The 15,786-nt window shown below is 74.3% G+C and carries 14 protein-coding genes; 4 read left to right on the plus strand and 10 right to left on the minus strand.

What is annotated here, in order from left to right:
• Nucleotide 1: 1 nt before the first annotated feature.
• From NI17_RS07885 to NI17_RS07900, 4 genes are all read right to left on the minus strand, one after another.
• The gene (locus tag NI17_RS07885; protein ID WP_068690488.1) at nt 2-526 is read right to left on the minus strand and encodes a DUF6624 domain-containing protein; all 525 of its coding nucleotides are present in this window, start codon (nt 524-526) and stop codon (nt 2-4) included.
• Nucleotides 527-749: 223 nt separating this feature from the next.
• Nucleotides 750-1,028: a hypothetical protein gene (locus NI17_RS07890; RefSeq protein WP_119267613.1), complete on the minus strand. Its 279-nt coding sequence runs from the start codon at nt 1,026-1,028 to the stop codon at nt 750-752.
• A 290-nt stretch (nt 1,029-1,318) separates the two neighbouring features.
• Nucleotides 1,319-2,734 (minus strand): FGGY family carbohydrate kinase, encoded by a 1,416-nt coding sequence (locus NI17_RS07895; RefSeq protein ID WP_243597660.1) that lies wholly within the window; start codon nt 2,732-2,734, stop codon nt 1,319-1,321.
• A 24-nt stretch (nt 2,735-2,758) separates the two neighbouring features.
• Nucleotides 2,759-5,149 (minus strand): lysylphosphatidylglycerol synthase transmembrane domain-containing protein, encoded by a 2,391-nt coding sequence (locus tag NI17_RS07900; protein WP_199860002.1) that lies wholly within the window; start codon nt 5,147-5,149, stop codon nt 2,759-2,761.
• A 233-nt stretch (nt 5,150-5,382) separates the two neighbouring features.
• Between NI17_RS07900 and NI17_RS07905 the strand changes: the two genes are divergently transcribed.
• Nucleotides 5,383-6,684, plus strand: a complete 1,302-nt coding sequence (locus tag NI17_RS07905) for an SUKH-4 family immunity protein (protein ID WP_068690491.1) — start codon at nt 5,383-5,385, stop codon at nt 6,682-6,684.
• 7 nt (nt 6,685-6,691) lie between these two features.
• Here the strand turns inward: NI17_RS07905 and NI17_RS07910 are convergent, their stop codons facing one another.
• Nucleotides 6,692-7,138 (minus strand): hypothetical protein, encoded by a 447-nt coding sequence (locus NI17_RS07910; RefSeq protein ID WP_068690493.1) that lies wholly within the window; start codon nt 7,136-7,138, stop codon nt 6,692-6,694.
• A 149-nt stretch (nt 7,139-7,287) separates the two neighbouring features.
• Here NI17_RS07910 and NI17_RS07915 point away from each other — a divergent pair, with 149 nt between their 5' ends.
• Nucleotides 7,288-7,599 carry a 4a-hydroxytetrahydrobiopterin dehydratase gene (locus NI17_RS07915; RefSeq protein WP_068690495.1) on the plus strand — a complete coding sequence of 104 codons (312 nt, stop codon included), beginning with the start codon at nt 7,288-7,290 and terminating at the stop codon, nt 7,597-7,599.
• 37 nt (nt 7,600-7,636) lie between these two features.
• Nucleotides 7,637-8,368 (plus strand): helix-turn-helix transcriptional regulator, encoded by a 732-nt coding sequence (locus NI17_RS07920; RefSeq protein WP_068690506.1) that lies wholly within the window; start codon nt 7,637-7,639, stop codon nt 8,366-8,368.
• 257 nt (nt 8,369-8,625) lie between these two features.
• On the opposite strand, the gene NI17_RS07925 is transcribed toward NI17_RS07920, so the two are convergent.
• Nucleotides 8,626-9,594 (minus strand): AraC family transcriptional regulator, encoded by a 969-nt coding sequence (locus NI17_RS07925; RefSeq protein WP_068690508.1) that lies wholly within the window; start codon nt 9,592-9,594, stop codon nt 8,626-8,628.
• A gap of 101 nt (nt 9,595-9,695) precedes the next feature.
• Here NI17_RS07925 and NI17_RS07930 point away from each other — a divergent pair, with 101 nt between their 5' ends.
• Nucleotides 9,696-10,553, plus strand: a complete 858-nt coding sequence (locus tag NI17_RS07930; RefSeq protein WP_234401856.1) for a TIGR03086 family metal-binding protein — start codon at nt 9,696-9,698, stop codon at nt 10,551-10,553.
• A 2-nt stretch (nt 10,554-10,555) separates the two neighbouring features.
• Here the strand turns inward: NI17_RS07930 and NI17_RS07935 are convergent, their stop codons facing one another.
• From NI17_RS07935 to NI17_RS07950, 4 genes are all read right to left on the minus strand, one after another.
• A complete protein-coding gene (locus NI17_RS07935) occupies nt 10,556-12,013 on the minus strand; it encodes a rhamnulokinase (protein WP_068690510.1) in 1,458 nt (485 codons plus the stop codon).
• Between the two features lie 100 nt (nt 12,014-12,113).
• On the minus strand, nt 12,114-14,165 hold the full coding sequence (locus NI17_RS07940; RefSeq protein ID WP_068690512.1) for a bifunctional rhamnulose-1-phosphate aldolase/short-chain dehydrogenase: 2,052 nt from the start codon (nt 14,163-14,165) through the stop codon (nt 12,114-12,116).
• Nucleotides 14,166-14,226: 61 nt separating this feature from the next.
• Nucleotides 14,227-15,393, minus strand: coding sequence for an L-rhamnose isomerase (gene rhaI / locus NI17_RS07945; RefSeq protein ID WP_068690514.1), 1,167 nt, complete (start codon nt 15,391-15,393; stop codon nt 14,227-14,229).
• A gap of 65 nt (nt 15,394-15,458) precedes the next feature.
• Nucleotides 15,459-15,776, minus strand: a complete 318-nt coding sequence (locus tag NI17_RS07950) for an L-rhamnose mutarotase (protein WP_068690518.1) — start codon at nt 15,774-15,776, stop codon at nt 15,459-15,461.
• Nucleotides 15,777-15,786 lie beyond the last annotated feature (10 nt).

The raw sequence follows: 15,786 nt of genomic DNA on the forward strand, positions 1-15,786 counted from the left end.
GTCAGGCCCCGGCCCGGATGCGGGTGTCGTAGTCGGAATGCGGTTCCAACCCGACGGCCGCGCGGCGCTCGTCCAGCCCCTCGGGGTCCTCCACCTCGTACAGTCGCACCTCGCCGTCGGGCAGACGCAGGTACTGGGTGCCGTAGCGCTGCGGCATCCCCTCGTGGCAGCGGACGCGGTCCTCCAGGTAGGCGAGTTCGGTGGCTTCGGCCTCCCCCGCGGCGACCGCCTCGCGCAGCAGGGGCAGGCAGCGCTGCTGCAGGTCGTGTGGGGCGTGCTGGACCAGCAGCCACGCGGCGTGCGCGCCGTCCTCACCCACCAGGCTGCGTCCCGGCCAGCCGTGCTCGCCGATGACATCGCGCAGCCACGCCGTGTTGTCCCTGTCGACCGGGGCGACGGCCCGCCGCCACTCCTCGGGGTCACGGCCGACCGGAACGGCCGTGCGCGCCTCGGTGTCCCGCCGCGCCCGCGCCAGCAGTTCCTCCCGCAGCCGTGCCCTCGGCTCAGTGGTGTGGTCGTGCATCATGTGTCCCTCCTGGAAAAGGCCCTGGGAGTGGTCACCTTGCCACGGAACCCGGCCTCACCCCTGCCGTTCCCGACGCCGCGAGTCGTGTTCCCGGGAGACGGCCCTGACGTCCGAGTGAAGTTCCGGGAAAGTCGGCGGTTCCGCGCGGTCCCCGCTCGGTGGCGTCGGTGGCACCGGCCGCTGCCGACGGCTGGACGCAAACACCGGGCCGGTCGCGGACCGGTCAGACGCCGAACCCACCCAGCCTGAGCGCGAACCAGCCCAGGGCCGCCAGGGGGACGGCGAGGAGCAGTGACAAAACCCTGCCGTACAGACCGCGACCGGCGAGAGCGGCGACCACCACGGCCAGGCAGATCTCGACGGGGGCCGTCTCCGGTAGCGGGTTGACGTCGCGAGTGACCCGTGTCGCGGCCTCACTCAGCAGCACGGCCACCGGAAACGCGGCGCGCCGCGCGCAGGTGACCGGCGAACCGAACACGCATCCGGCGAGCACGCCACCCACCAGCCAACCGCAGCCGCTGCCACAATCCCGTACGCTCCCCCTCCGGCGCCCGGATGCCGTCAGAGGAGGGCCGCGGGTGTCCCGCCCGGTACCGGAACTGCGCGGTTCCTCCCGCTCCTGCTGTCGGTCATGTGGACTTCGGACACGGTGGATTCCCGCGTCCGGCGGCACCCGGCGGGCGTGGACGGAACGGCTCGGCGCGTTCTTCGTGCCGCAGGCGATGATCCTGGGACCTGCGGGACCAGAACGCAGTTCACGGTCTGCTCCCGTCGAGACCATCGCGGGTGCGGTCAGATGCGGGAAGTGTCCAGTTGCTCCAGATAACGCTGGAACTTGACATTGTAGATTTCTGATCGGTCGGTGGGGCGCACCACCGGGTCCCGGTGCGGTCGGGGCCGGGCCATCTCCAGGGCGGCGGCGCGTGCCGCCAACTGGGCCGCGCCCAGGGCGGAGGCGCTGCGCAACCGCACCGGGTGCAGTTCCACGCCGAGCACGTCGGCGAGCAGGGCGCGCAGGCGCGGGTCGCGCGCTCCTCCCCCGGTCAGGCGGACGGTGGGCGGCAGGCCGTCGGGCAGCAGGGTGGCGGCGTGGCGCAGGGTGAAGGCCACGCCCTCCACGGCGGCGCGCAGGATCTCGGTGCGGCCGGTGGCCAGGCGCAACCCCGACAGCGCCCCGGACACCCCCAGGGCGGGGGTGCGCTCCCCCGTCAGGTGGGGCAGGAACACCACTCCCCCGCTGTCCGGCGCGCCTTCCACGGCGGCGTACAGCTCCTCCCAGGTGGCGCCCAGCAGGGCGCGCACCCAGTCCAGGGCCAGTCCGGCGTTCTGCACGGCGGCCATGCGGTACCAGCCCGCCTTCTCGGCGGTGCGGTAGACGTGTACGCCGGGAACCGGGGCGGGTTCGGCCGCGCCCGTGACGATCTGGGCGCCGCTGCCCACGGTGATCTGGACCTGTCCGGGGGCCAGACCGGCGGCCAGCAGCGCGGCGGGGGTGTCGCCCGCTCCCGCGGCCACCGGGATTCCGGAGGGCAGTCCCAGTTCGGCGGCCGCGTCCTCGCGCAGGCGGCCGGCCGCCTCGTCGGAGGCGACCACCGGCGGCAGCAGCCCCTCCGGGACGTCGGCGGCGCGCAGGGCCGCCCCGGACCAGGCATCGGCGGGCACGTCCCACAGCAGGGTCGCCGAGGCGTCGGAGGGGTCGGTGGCCGCGGCGCCGGTCAGACGCAGCCGCAGCCAGTCCTTGGGCAGCAGCGCCCAGCGCGCCCGGGCCAGGGCGGCGGGTTCGTGGCGGGCCGTCCAGGCCAGCAGCGGTCCCGTCATGCCGGGGACCAGCGGGTTGGCCAGGCGCTCCCGGTCGGTCTTTGCGAGCTCTTGCCAGCGGTCGAGTTCGGCCCCGGCCCGCTGGTCGGCCCACAGCAGTGCCGGCCGCACGGGCTCGGCGTCGTCACGGGCGAGCACGAGGCCGTGCATCTGCCCGTCGACGCCCACGGCGGTGATCGTGGGGTGGTCGGCGCGGCACAGCGCGGCGCGGACCGCGGCCACGGTCGCCGCCCACCAGGCGTCCGGGTCGGTCTCGGTCCGCCCCGGACGCGGGGAGCGGACCGGGCAGGCGGCGTCGGCCTCGCCCAGCACGGTCGCGTCCGCGCCCACCACCACGGCCTTGACGCCGCTGGTGCCCAGGTCCACGCCCAGCAGCGCGTCCCGTCCCATCTGTTCCTCCTCGTCGCGCGCGGGTCAGATCGCTCTGCGGTGCTGCAACCGGGTGAAGGCCAGCCATCCGGGCAGCACCGGAAGCCAGAAGGTCAGCAGCCGGAACAGCAGGACTCCCGACAGCGCGCCCGCGGCGGGCACCCCCGCCACGGCGGTCAGTCCGCCGATGAGGGCGGCCTCGACCGCGCCGAGGCCGCCCGGTGAGGGCGCGGCCGAGCCGATGGCGTTGCCCGCCAGGTAGACGACGCCGACGGCGGCCAGTGACGGGGCCACACCGAACGCCCTGAGGCTGGCGTACAGGCACAGCACCAGGCAGACGGTGAGCAGCAGCGTACCGCCGAGTCCCAGGAGCAGGCGGCGCGGCTGCTGGATGAGGTCCAGCAGTTGCGGCAGCACCCCGTGGAGGTGGGGGCGCAGCCGCCCGACGGCGGCCCGGCGCAGCCGCGGGATCGCCAGCACGGCCGCGACCAGCACCGACAGCACCCCCACCACGACCAGCAGGGTGAACGACGGGGAGAAGTCGCCGGGGTAGTCGGTGTTGGACAGGTAGGCGCTCAGCACCAGCAGGGGGACGAGGGTGACCACCCCGGCGAGTTGGGAGACGCCCACGGCGGAGACCGCCTGGGCGGTGGTGGCGCCCTCGCGGACGAGGTAGCGGGTGTTGATCGCGAGTGAGCCCACGCCCGCGGGGGTGGCGATGCGCACGAAGGAGGAGGCGTACTGGACCAGTACGGTGCGCCACAGCCGCAGCCGCACCGGGGAGAAGCCGAGCAGCGCGATGGCGGGGGCCAGCACGCACAGCAGCGACAGGGCGACGGCGGTGCCGGTCCAGGCGGGGTCGGGGTCGCTGATGGTGGTCCAGTCGACCCCGGCGAGCTGGTAGGCCAGGGCCAGGCCGACGACGGTGACCACGGCGACGGTGACCACGGTGCGCGGCGGCATCCGCTCCAGTTGCACCGGTTGGGCGGGCGCGTGGGGGGCGATGCGGGAGATCTCCTCGCGCACCTGTCCCAGCAGGCCGCGGTGGGCGCGTACGGCACGGCGCAGCGCCGGGGGCAGTCCGGCGCTCTGCAGGAACGGCAGGATGGCGGCGACGGTGTCGGTGTCGGTGTTGCGCACCGCCGAGGCCACGGCGCGGCGCGGCCCCACCCGCAGGGCCAGCGTGACCAGCAGGGCGGCGTTGTCGAGGGAGACGGCCCAGGTCCCGGCGGCGATGCTGCCGGTGGACAGCCCGACGAAGGCGGCGCGTCCGTCGGCGCGGCGGGTGACGACGTCGGGGCTGATCGCGCGGTGGGCGATGCGGTGGCGGTGCAGCAGGCGCAGTTGTGCCCAGACCTCGTCGAGGAACGCGTCGGTCAGTTCGGTGTCGGCCAGGTCGGTGAGCGGGCGGAGGCTGACGTGCTCGCGGACCAGGACGGCGGCCGCGGCTTCGAGATCACCGACGGCCAGCAGGCGGGGGGTGGCCGTGCCCGCGGCGGCGGCCGCGTACTCCAGCAGGGCGGTGTGCTCGATCCGGTCGCGCAGCCCCAGCAGCAGCGGCGGGGCCGCCGCGTTGCGCAGCACGATCTTCGACAGCAGCCGCTTCCACACCCCGCCCACCGGGTCGGAGTTGACCACCGTCACGTCCAGGCGCCGGCTGACGGTCTCGGCGACGAACCGCTGGTTGCCGTCGGAGTCCTCGCCGACGGGGTCCAGGCACAGCGGTTCCAGGCCCAGCCGGGTCAGTTCGCGGACGAGGCGCCCGGCGGCGGGGGGCGGAGTGCTCATCCCCACGACGTAGCTGACCAGGGAGGCGCAGACCGCGCCGACGAGCAGGGTCAGCACCAGGGAGAGCGCGGTGGTGTATCCGGACAGCAGCACCGAGGTGGCGGTGACCGCGACTCCCACCGCCATGGCGCCCATGACGCGGGGCAGGTGCACGGAACGGCTGGCGTGCAGGTAGGCGACGACGGCGGCGAGGTAGGCGTGCAGCGGGTTGCTGGCGACGCCACCGGTGGTGGAGACGCTCAGGATGTCGGGCATCGCGGGCCCGGTGAGGGCGACCAGGGCCGTGTTGAGGGCGACGGTGGCGCCGTAGCCGAGTCCGGCCGCGGCGAGTGAGCGCACCACGTGGCGGAGGTCGCGGCTGGCGAGGCGTTCGGCCACCGTGACGCCGCCCAGCAGCAGCACGGTGAGGTTGGCCAGGCCCGCGGCCAGGCCGAGCAGCGGCGGCGGCAGCAGGGAGCGCAGTTCGGGGGGATCGGCGCCGCCCGGCAGCTCGGTGACCGGAGACGGTTCGGCGGAGGCCGCGACGACCAGGAGCGCGAGGGCCAGCAGCACGGCGCCCGCGAAGGTGAACAGCAGGTCGAACGGCCGTCGCGCGATTCCTCCGGCCGGGCCCGCCGCGGCTTTGGGTGTGGACTGCCCTGTTCTCACGTCCCCTACCCTGCCCCGACCGGCCGCGGATTGTCGCGCTGGGCGGCCTGATGCTCCAACATCCACGTCAGGTGCTGCTCCTTCGGTTCGGAAATCACCACGGTCGCGTCTTCTCCGGGGAGAGGTTCGCACGGTTTCCGCCGTGGGGTGGGACGGCGGAATCGTCCCATGCAACAGGACGGTAATCTCACCGGAAGCGCTGTTTGTGCCGCTGTTGCCGTCAAAGGAGAGACATGGTCACGTATGAGCAGGCGGTCGCGATCGCGGACGCGTGGCTCAACGGCTCCGCCTCGCCGGAGCGGCGTCGGGAGGTGCGGACCCACGAGTTCGACCTGGGCTGGGTCGTCTGGGCCGTTCCCGCCGGCGCCGCCGAACGCGATCGGGTGGCGCAACGGCGGCGTTCTCCCTCCGACACCGGGGACGCGTGCGGGGTGGTCGACCGGCGCACCGGAGAGTTGAGTACCTGGCCGTCGGTTCCGGTGGAGGAGGTCGTGCGGATGTACCGGGACAAGCACGCCTCCGACCTCTTCCCCTACGACCCGTCGCTGCCGCCGGTCGTCGGCCCCGGCAACTCGGTGGTGTTCACCTACCGCGACTCCGGGGGCGAGGAGTCCGCCATCACCCGTCTCTCCGGCCCCGGCATGCCGCCCCCGGAGATCCAGATCTGGACCGAGCTGCGGTGGATGGGGGTGCGGCCCGAGGCCGTCGTGGGCGTCCACTCCGACCTGTACCCCGCGGACCTGCCCGGCGGCTACCACGGTCGTTTCCTGCGCGACACCCTCGGCGGCGTCGAGGTGTCCTGCTCCCACGACTACGGGCCCACGCGCGCCGCCCGCGCCCGCGGCATGGCCGCGCTCGTCGACCGGACCGAGACGGTGCAGCGACTGACCGGGGCCGCACCGCGGCCGCGCCCCAACCGGGTGCCGTTTCCCCCAGGGGGGCCGGGGCGTCCGGTGACCGACGGAATGCTGCAGCGGACACTGTCGGAGGCGTTCTTGCAGGTGCGGCGCTACGGTGCCGACCTGCTGGCCGACAGCGGACTTCCGGAGACCGTCCGCACCACTCTGGGACGGGCCGGGCTGCCCGGGCTGGTCCCCTACTTCTTCGCCGCCGACTCCCCGAACCACCCGCCCGCCGGCGGGCTGTTCTGCGACGCCGCCACCCACCTGCGGGCGCGGGGAGTCGAGGTGCCCGGACCGGCGGCCGAGACCCTGGCCGAGTACGTGCGTATCGGCAGTGACGGGGGAGGCGCGGTCGCGGTGCGCCGCGGCGCGCCCGACACCGGGTCGGTGTGGGTGATCGACGTGCGCACCGGGGCGTCCCGCTACGTCAACCGGTCGGTGGCGGAGTTCTGCCGCTGTCTGGTGCTGCTGTCGCGGACGCTGCCGACCCTGCGCGGCCGGGACCCGTACGCGGCGGGCAGGGGCGTCGCCGAGTTCCAGGAGGCGCTCGCCGACATCGACGGCTCGGTGTTCGGCGACCCCGAGCACTGGTGGGCGGTGATCGTCGAGCAGATGTGGGACGGGCTGCTGTGAACCCCGGTCACCGGTCGGGGGGCGCGGCCTCGTGCCCGGGGGCGCCGCCTGAGCGGCGGCGCTCCTTCATCGCGGCCTCGTGGACGTGCCGGACCCCGCCGAGCAGGCGCTGGCGCACCGCGCGCTCCACCTGCCGGAAGTCGGCGTAGTAGCCGTCGTCGTACTCCTCCACCAACTGGTAGGTCCAGCGGCCGTCGATGACGTTGCGTCCGATGAGGCGGTGGGTGATCTCGTCGGCGGCGCCGTGGTGCCCGGCCTCGCGCAGCAGCCGCACCGCCTCGTCGAGGACGCCGTCGGCGTGGCCGGTCAACTGGTGCATCGAGTACAGGTGGCCGCGGGCGCGTTCGACCGTCTCCAGGGCCTCGGTGAGTTTGCCGACGCCCGCGGCGGTGGCGTCGTCGGCGTCCGGGGGACACCGGTCCGCGCCGCGGTGGGCCGGGGTGTGGTGGTCCATGACGGAGGCGCTTCCCTCCGCGCGGTGGGGTCATGCGTCGTCACCCGGTGCCGCCTCGCGGTCCGCACCGCGGGACCGGGTGATGTGGTGGACGGCCGCGGCGCGGGTAGCGGTGGGGGCGGTGTCGTCGACAACCGAGGAGCGGACCCATGCGGGTGCTGAGCGAGGAGGAGATCTCCACCGCGCTGGCGAGTCTGGCGCACTGGGAGCACCAGGCCGACGCGCTGGCCCGGTTGGCTCCCACCGACGATCCGGCCGGGATGCGTGCGGCGGTCGACAGCGTCTCGGGGGCCGAACGCGACCACGTGGCCACCCGGGCCGCCCCCAACGGGCTGGTGGTGCGGGTGGCCACCCCGGGAGCGGGGGTCACCGACACGGACGTGGAACTGGCCGCGCGCATCGAGCAGACCATCGAGATGGGCGGCTCCGACGCGCGGCCTCAACCCCCGGGCGGGCGCTGAGGCCGCCGCTGTCACCGGCCGCCGCTATGGTGGCGCCGTGGTCTTCTACACACCGTTTCCCGCGCCCGCCGACCTGTCCGGTGACGTGGTGCTGGGCTGGACCACGCGGCTCGGCGGCGGCACGCACCGGCTGGTGCCGGACGGGTGCGTGGACGTGCTGTGGCTCGACAACGGGTCGGTGCTGGTGTGCGGGCCGGAGACGACGGCGTGGACGTTCGCGCTGCCGTCGGGTACCGAGGCGGTGGGGGTGCGGTTCCGTCCGGGGCGGGCCGCCACCGCGCTGGGCCTGGACGTCCCGGAGGCGCGCGACCGCCGCGTCCTCCTGGAGGACGTGCTCGGTTCGCGGGTGCAGCGGCACGTGGCCGAGCAGGTCGGCGCGGTCGCCGACGCGCGATCGCGGCTGCGTGTCCTGTACGGCCACGTGCGCGGCTGGCTGGAGGACGCCGCCGAGGCGGACCGGGTGGGCGAGACCGTGGCGGGCCTGCTGGGACACGACCTCGCCACGCCGGTGGCGGAGCTGGCGCGGGAGGCGGGGCTGAGCGAGCGGCAACTGCACCGCCGCTGCACCGCCGTGTTCGGCTACGGCCCGGCCACGCTGCGCCGCATCCTGCGCCTGCAGCGGTTCCTGCGCCTGGCCCGCCGCCCGGGTGCGCCCGCCGACCTGGCGTACCTGGCGTGTGCGGCGGGCTATGTGGACCAGCCGCACCTGTCGCGCGACTGCCGCGCCATAGCCGGGGTGAGCCCGCGCCAACTGCTGGTCGGCCGCTGATCGGCGGCCCCGTTCACGGCTGTCTGCCGCCGCCTCCCACCGCCTGCGCTTTCCGGACCGGCCCGTACCGGGGGTGTCGGGTTGCGGTGTCCGGTGGTCTGTCCGCGAGGTCGCGCCGCGCGCGGAGAAGAAGCGGCCGCCGGGTGCGGCCGTGGTGGGCGCGGCCTCGCTGGCGAGGACCACGTCGGCCCGCGTAGCACGTGCTGCCGGTCGCTCCCCTCCACCGTTCGCTCTGACGGCCTCGGGAGGCATCCTGGTCACTCGACCTGACCTGAGGTCAGGGGGCGAAGCGGCGGGACCTCCCCGCTCCGTTCCCCAGCGTCCCGGCTCCGGCTCCTGGCCCCGGTCGGACTGATCCCGCGGACCCGCTTGAAGGCCGTGCTGAAGGCGAACGCGTCGGCGTACCCCACCCGACGCGCCACCGCGCCGACGGTCAGCTCGGTCTCGGCCAGCAGGTCGGCGGCGAGCGCCATCCGCCACCGGGTCAGGTAGGTCAGCGGCGGCTCGCCGACCAGTTCGGTGAACCGCCTGGCCAGTGTGGTGCGGGAGACGCCCGCCTGCGCGGCCAGGGACGCGATCGTCCACGGCCGCTCCGGCGTCGTGTGGACGGCCCGCAGCGCCGGACCGACCACCGCGTCGCCGAGGGCACGGTACCAGGTGGGCGGGGCCGCCCCCGGGCCGTCGAACCAGTGCCGCAGCGTGCACACCAGCAGCCAGTCCAGCAGGCGGTCGAGCACGGGCTGGCCGCCGGACCGCCCCTCGCCGACCTGCGTCTCGATGCTGCTCCGCAGTGCCGCGCAGTCCGGGCCGTCCGGAACGACCAGCACCGGCGGCAGCGCCCGCAGCAGCAGCCGCGGCACCTGCTCCTGGGTCCGGAATGCGGCGGCCAGCAGCACCGTGTGCTCCGCGGAACCGGCGACCGTCGAACCGTCCGTCGCGCCCCCGCCGTCGCAGCGGACCTCTCTCGGCGGCTCCGGCGGGGTCGCGGCGGGGTCGTCGGTGAACACGAAGGGCTCCGGACCGCGCACGACCGCCGTCTCCCCCACCCCGATGAGCCGCGGTTTCCCGCTCCCCCGCACGATCCACCCCTGTCCGCGCAGCGGCACGCACAGCGTCAGGGAGGCGCCGTCGACGAAGCGGACGGCCCACGGAGGGGAGAGAACCGAGCGGTCGAACACGGCGCCGCGGCCCCGTATCCCTCCCAACAGATCGTCGAATACGTCCATGCCGTCACCCTAGGTCCGGACCCGGCCGCCTCCCGCCGTGAGGGAACCACCGGGCGACCGCGCAGGCGCCCGGGACGCGCGGCCGCGGTCCCCGCCGCCTGGTGCCGCTGTCCGGACGCGGCGCCGACCGCTTCGGTGGGGGCGGCCAGAGCATGCTCGCCGGGGAGCACGCCCTGCGGGACTCCGGCGGCGCGGAGCGGACGGCCCCCAGGGCGAACAACTTCGACCAGAACTTCGACGAGGACCCGTGGGAGCCGGGCGGCTGGCGCTGCCGATCGGCGCGGTTCCGGAGCCGTTACGCGGCGGGCCTGGCCGATTCCGGTGGCCGGGCAGGGGTGCTGCGGGCCGGACTCGGTCCCATGTCCGATCCGTACACGACAGCGCGCCCCCGTCCCGGCAGGATCGGGGCCATGACGCAGATCCTCAAACGCTACGACTTCCTCGCCGCCGAGTTCACCCGCCGGGTCGGCGGCGTCGCGGCCGAGAAGTGGGACGCCCCCTCGCCGTGCGCCGGCTGGAGCGCCCGCGACGTGCTGCGGCACGTGATCGAGACGCATGTGGCCATGCCCGGGTACGTGGGGCTGAGGGTGGAACTGACCGGGTCGGTCGACGATGACCCGGCCGCCGCGTGGGCCGAGGCGCGCGACGCGCTGCGGGAGATCCTCGCCGACCCCGACCGCGCCGGCCTGGAGTACGACGGGTGGTTCGGCCGCACCCGGCTGGAGGCGACCGTGGACCGCTTCCTCGGCTTCGACCTGCTCGTGCACGCCTGGGACATCGCGCGCGCCACCGGGCAGGACGAGACGCTGCCCGGCGAAGAGGTCGCCCGCGTGCACGCCGACGCCCTGGAACTGGGCGACAGCCTGCGTTCGGCGGGTGTCTGCGGCCCCGAGGTCGAGGTGGGCGCCGCGGCCTCGGCCCAGGACCGGCTGCTGGCGTTCCTGGGCCGAACTCCCTGACGTCAGTCCCGCCAGCCCAGCCGCGCGGCCGCCGCCGCCCAGGCCGCCTCGTCGCCGGAGGGCTCGTGGCGGCGCACCTGCTGGGTGGCGGCGGTCAGGGCGCGCATCCGCTCCAGGTCGCCGACGAGTCCGGCGGCGCGGGCCTGGACCAGCAGGTTGCCGATGGCGGTGGCCTCCACCGGCCCGGCCAGCACCGGCAGGCCCACCGCGTCGGCGGTGAGCTGGCACAGCAGTTCGTTGCGCGCTCCCCCGCCCACGACGTGCACCACGGACACGTCGCGGCCGGTCAGTCGGGCCGCGGTGCGGATGACGCGGCGGTGCGCCAGCGCCAGGCTCTCCAGGACGCAGCGCAGCACCGCCGCGTGCCCCTGCGGGGGCCGCTGGCCGGTTGCGCGGCAGTACTCGGCGATGCGGGCGGGCATGTCACCGGGCGGCAGGAAGCGCGGGTCGTCGGGGTCGACGAGCGCGGCGAACGCGGGCTCCTCGGCGGCCCGGGCGAGCAGGTCGGGCAACTGGTCGGCGGTCATGCCCCAGGTGCGCAGGCTCTCGTTGACCAGCCACAGCCCCATGACGTTGCGCAGGAACCGGACGGTGCCGTCCACGCCGAGTTCGTTGGTGAAGTTCGCGGCGCGCGCGGCCTCGGTGCGCAGCGGCGCGTCCAGTTCCAGTCCGGCCAGCGACCAGGTGCCGCAGGAGATGTAGGCGAAGTCGGGGACGGTGGCGGGCACGCCGACGACGGCGGAGGCGGTGTCGTGGGAGGCGACCGCGACCACGGGCACGCCGTCCAGGCCGGTGGCCTCGGCGACCTCCGGCAGCAGCGGCCCCAGCGGGCTGCCGGGTTCGCGCAGCGGCGGCAGGATCGCGGGGTCGGCGCCGACCTCGGCGGCCAGGGCGGTGTCCCAGGAGCGCGTGGCCACGTCGAGCAGGCCGGTGGTGGAGGCGTTGGTGACCTCCGCGCCGATACTGCCGGTCAGCCAGTAGCCGATGAGGTCGGGGACGAGCAGCAGGGTGCGGGCGGCGGCCAGGGCGGCGGTGCCGCGCGCGGCGGCGAGCTGGAAGACCGTGTTGAACGGCAGGAACTGCAGTCCGTTGACCGCGTAGAGCCGGTCGGCGCCGAGGCGTTCGGCCGTGCTCGCGGCCACGCCGTCGGTGCGCGCGTCGCGGTAGTGGTGGGGTAGGCCCAGCAGGGCGCCGTCGCCGTCGAGCAGGCCGTAGTCCACCGCCCAGGAGTCCACCCCGATCGAGGCGGGGGCGTGCTCGGCGGCCCGGCGCAGGCCGTGCCGGATCTCGCGGTAGAGGCCGACGACGTCCCAGTGCAGGCCGTCGGGCAGGGGGACGCCCCCGTTGGGGAACCGGTGGACCTCGGTGAGGGCGAGTTCGCGGGCGCCGATCCGGCCGGCGACGACGCGTCCGCTGGACGCGCCCAGGTCCACGGCGGCGAAGGAGCGGGAGGCGGTCATGGGGGCCTTTCCACTGGGTTCGACTCGGGAAGCTGCGGGAACGGGGGTGTCCCGCCGCCGGGGGAGGTCGGCCCGGCGGCGGGACGTCCGCGGACGGGCCTCAGCGTAGGAACGCCGCCGCCACGCCCGCGTCCACGGGGACGTGCAGGCCGGTGGTGTGGCTCAGCTCGCCCGCGGTCAGCGCGAAGACCGCGTTGGCCACGTGTTCGGGCAGCACCTCGCGCTTGAGCAGGGTGCGCTTGGCGTAGAAGGCGCCGAGTTCCTCCTCGGGCACGCCGTAGACGGCGGCGCGCTGGGCGCCCCAGCCGCCGGCGAAGATGCCGGAGCCGCGCACCACGCCGTCGGGGTTGACGCCGTTGACGCGGATGCCGTGCTCGCCGAGTTCGGCGGCCAGCAGCCGCACCTGGTGGGCCTGGTCGGCTTTGGCCGCGCCGTAGGCGATGTTGTTGGGCCCGGCGAACACGCCGTTCTTGCTGCAGATGTAGACGATGTCGCCGCCCATGCCCTGCTCGGTCATGACGCGCGCGGCCTCGCGGGAGACCAGGAAGGAGCCGCGGGCCATCACCGAGTGCTGGACGTCCCAGTCGGCGGTGGTGGTCTCCAGCAGCGGCTTGGAGATGGACAGTCCCGCGTTGTTGACGACCAGGTCCACGCCGCCGTAGGCGAGCACGGTCTCGCGCAGCGCGGCGGCGATCTGGGCCTCGTCGGTGACGTCCACGGCAACCGGGATGGCGACGTCGCGCGGCCCGATCTCGGCGGCGACCTTCGCGGCGGCGTCGGCGTCGCGGTCGGCGACGGCCACGCACGCGCCCTCGGCGGCCAGCCGCAGCGCGATGGCGCGGCCGATGCCCGAGCCCGCGCCGGTCACGAACGCCACGCGGGTGGCCAGCGGCTTGGGCTTGGGCATGCGCTGGAGCTTGGCCTCCTCCAGCGCCCAGTACTCGATGCGGAACTTCTCCGACTCGTCGATGGGCGCGTAGGTGGAGACGGTCTCCGCGCCGCGCATGACGTTGATGGCGTTGACGTAGAACTCGCCCGCGACCCGGGCGGTCTGGGCGTCCTTGCCGAAGGAGAACATGCCCACCCCGGGCACCAGCACGATCGCCGGGTCGGCGCCGCGCATGGCCGGGGAGTCGGGGGCGGCGTGCCGCTCGTAGTAGGCGCGGTAGTCCTCGCGGTAGGCGGCGTGCAGTTCCTTCAGCCGCTCGACGGTCTGCTCCAGCGGCGCCGACGGAGGCAGGTCCAGCACCATGGGGCGGACCTTGGTGCGCAGGAAGTGGTCGGGGCAGGAGGTGCCCAGCGCGGCCAGGCGGGGGTGCTCGGCGCGGGCGACGAAGTCGAGCACGACGTCGGAGTCGGTGTAGTGGCCCACCTGCGGCCGGTCGGTGGAGGCCAGGCCGCGCAGCACGGGGAACAGTGCGGCGGCGCGGGCGCGGCGTTCGGCCTCGGGCAGGGGCGCGTAGCCGTCGACGACCTCGCCGAAGGGGTGGGCGTCGGTGGCGCGTGCGGCGATGAACTCCTCGGCGGTGCGGATGATCTCCAGGGAGTGGGCCTCGCACTCCTCGGAGGTCTCACCCCAGGCGGTGATGCCGTGTCCGCCGAGGATGACGCCGATGGCCTGCGGGTTGGCGGCCTTGATGGCGGCGATGTCCAGGCCGAGTTGGAAGCCGGGGCGCCGCCACGGCACCCACACCACGCGGTCGCCGAAGCACTCGGCGGTGAGCGCCTCGCCGTCGGCGGCGCAGGCCAGTGCGATCCCGGAGTCGGGGTGCAGGTGGTCCACGTGCGCGGCGTCGACGAGGCCGTGCATGGCGGTGTCGATGGAGGGCGCGGCCCCGCCCTTGCCGTGGGCGCAGTAGTCGAACGCGGCGACCATCTCGTCCTCGCGCTCCTCACCCGGGTAGACGCCGGTGAGTGCGCGCAGCCGGTCCAGGCGCAGCACGGCCAGTCCGCGTTCGGTGAGCGTGCCCAGGTCGCCGCCGGAGCCCTTGACCCACATCAGTTCCACCGGGTCGCCGGTGACGGGGTCGGTGTCGGTTCCCTTGGCGGAGGTGTTTCCGCCCGCGTAGTTGGTGTTGCGCGGATCCGCGCCGAGTCGGTTGGAGCGTTCGATGAGCGCTTCGACCTGCGGATGCGAGGAGAGGGAGGACATCCCCGGTTCCCTTCCGGTGTGGTTGTCGGATGGTGGTTCGGACGGTGGTCTCGGATGGCGGTCAGGCTCCCCAGCCCGCCTGCTGGCCGCCGACGCGTTCGGCGGCGACCCGCTCGGCGTAGCCGGAGCGGGCGAAGGCGGCCATGGGGTCGGGGTCCAGGCCCTGCTCGGTGCGCAGTTCGGTGAGCAGGGGGCGCACGTCGGTGTTGTAGGCGTCCATCAGGACCGCGTTGGCGGCGAGTACGTCGCCCGCCTCCTGGGCCGCGGCGAGCGCGTCGGCGTCGACCAGGAGGGCCTTGGCGGTGGCCTCCTGGACGTTGAGCACGGAGCGGATCTGGCCGGGGATCTTGGGTTCGATGTTGTGGCACTGGTCGAGCATGAACGCCACGCCTGCGGCCGGGTCGTAGCCGCCGCCCCGGATGACCTCGTGCATGATGCGGAAGAGCTGGAAGGGGTCGGCGGAGCCGACCATGAGGTCGTCGTCGGCGTAGAAGCGGGAGTTGAAGTCGAATCCGCCGAGCTTGTTCTCGCGCAGCAGGAAGGCGACGATGAACTCGATGTTGGTGCCGGGCGCGTGGTGGCCGGTGTCGACCACCACCTGGGCCTTGGGGCCCAGGCGCAGGCAGTGGGCGTAGGCGGTGCCCCAGTCGGGTACGTCGGTGGTGTAGAAGGCGGGTTCGAACAGCTTGTACTCCAGCAGGAGGCGCTGGCCGTCGCCGAGGCGGGCGTAGACCGCCTCCAGGGCCTCGGCGAGCCGGTCCTGGCGGGCGCGGATGCTGTCCTGGCCGGGGTAGTTGGTGCCGTCGGCGAACCACAGTTTGAGGTCGCGCGATCCGGTGGCGTCCATGATGTCGACGCATTCGAGCAGGTGGTCCAGGGCCTTGCGGCGTACCCGGGGGTCGGGGTTGCAGACGCTGCCGAGCCGGTAGTCGTCGTCCTGGAAGACGTTGGCGTTGATCGCGCCGATGCGCACGCCCAGGTCGGCGGCGTGGGCGGCCAGGGCCGCGTAGTCGTCGACGCGGTCCCAGGGGATGTGCAGGGCCACGGTGGGCGCGATCCCGGTGTGGTGGTGCACCTGGGCTGCGTCGGCGATCTTCTCCTCGGGGGTGCGGGGCACTCCGGGTTGGGGGAACACCTTGAAGCGGGTGCCGCTGTTGCCGAACGCCCACGAGGGCAGTTCGATGGCCTGGTGGGCCAGCGACTCCTTGACTGCGCTGAGGTCGGGCACGGATGGGACTCCTGAGTGAATCGTTTCAAAACGGGGTGCGGTGGTCTTCGGGGACCGCCGCGGCCTCAGTCGAGGTGGAAGACCTCGGTGAGGGGGACCATGGCGGCGTCGGGGCGGCCGTCGAGGCCCTCGAAGAAGGGCGCCATCTCGCGCTGCCAGCGCTCGTTGACGTCGGTGCGCTCCATGGCGGCCCGCGCCGCGGCGAAGTCCTCGGTCTCCAGGTAGCCGACGAGCAGGCCGTCGTCGCGGCAGAACAGCGAGTAGTTGCGCCAGCCCGCCGCACGCAGGGCGTCCAGCATCTCGGGCCACACCGCGGCGTGGCGTTCGCGGTACTCGGCGAGCCGGTCGGGTCTGACCTTGAGCAGGAAGCAGACGCGCTGCACGGGGCTCCTC

It is taken from the genome of Thermobifida halotolerans (assembly GCF_003574835.2).
Taxonomy (GTDB): domain Bacteria; phylum Actinomycetota; class Actinomycetes; order Streptosporangiales; family Streptosporangiaceae; genus Thermobifida; species Thermobifida halotolerans.

Bases quoted from the DNA above. Each gene is read 5' to 3' on its own strand.
- NI17_RS07885 (WP_068690488.1), bottom strand. From the start codon at position 526: ATGATGCACGACCACACCACTGAGCCGAGGGCACGGCTGCGGGAGGAA.
- NI17_RS07935 (WP_068690510.1), bottom strand. From the start codon at position 12,013: ATGACCGCCTCCCGCTCCTTCGCCGCCGTGGACCTGGGCGCGTCCAGC.
- NI17_RS07895 (WP_243597660.1), bottom strand. From the start codon at position 2,734: ATGGGACGGGACGCGCTGCTGGGCGTGGACCTGGGCACCAGCGGCGTC.
- NI17_RS07915 (WP_068690495.1), top strand. From the start codon at position 7,288: ATGCGGGTGCTGAGCGAGGAGGAGATCTCCACCGCGCTGGCGAGTCTG.
- NI17_RS07905 (WP_068690491.1), top strand. From the start codon at position 5,383: ATGGTCACGTATGAGCAGGCGGTCGCGATCGCGGACGCGTGGCTCAAC.
- NI17_RS07925 (WP_068690508.1), bottom strand. From the start codon at position 9,594: ATGGACGTATTCGACGATCTGTTGGGAGGGATACGGGGCCGCGGCGCC.
- NI17_RS07910 (WP_068690493.1), bottom strand. From the start codon at position 7,138: ATGGACCACCACACCCCGGCCCACCGCGGCGCGGACCGGTGTCCCCCG.
- NI17_RS07940 (WP_068690512.1), bottom strand. From the start codon at position 14,165: ATGTCCTCCCTCTCCTCGCATCCGCAGGTCGAAGCGCTCATCGAACGC.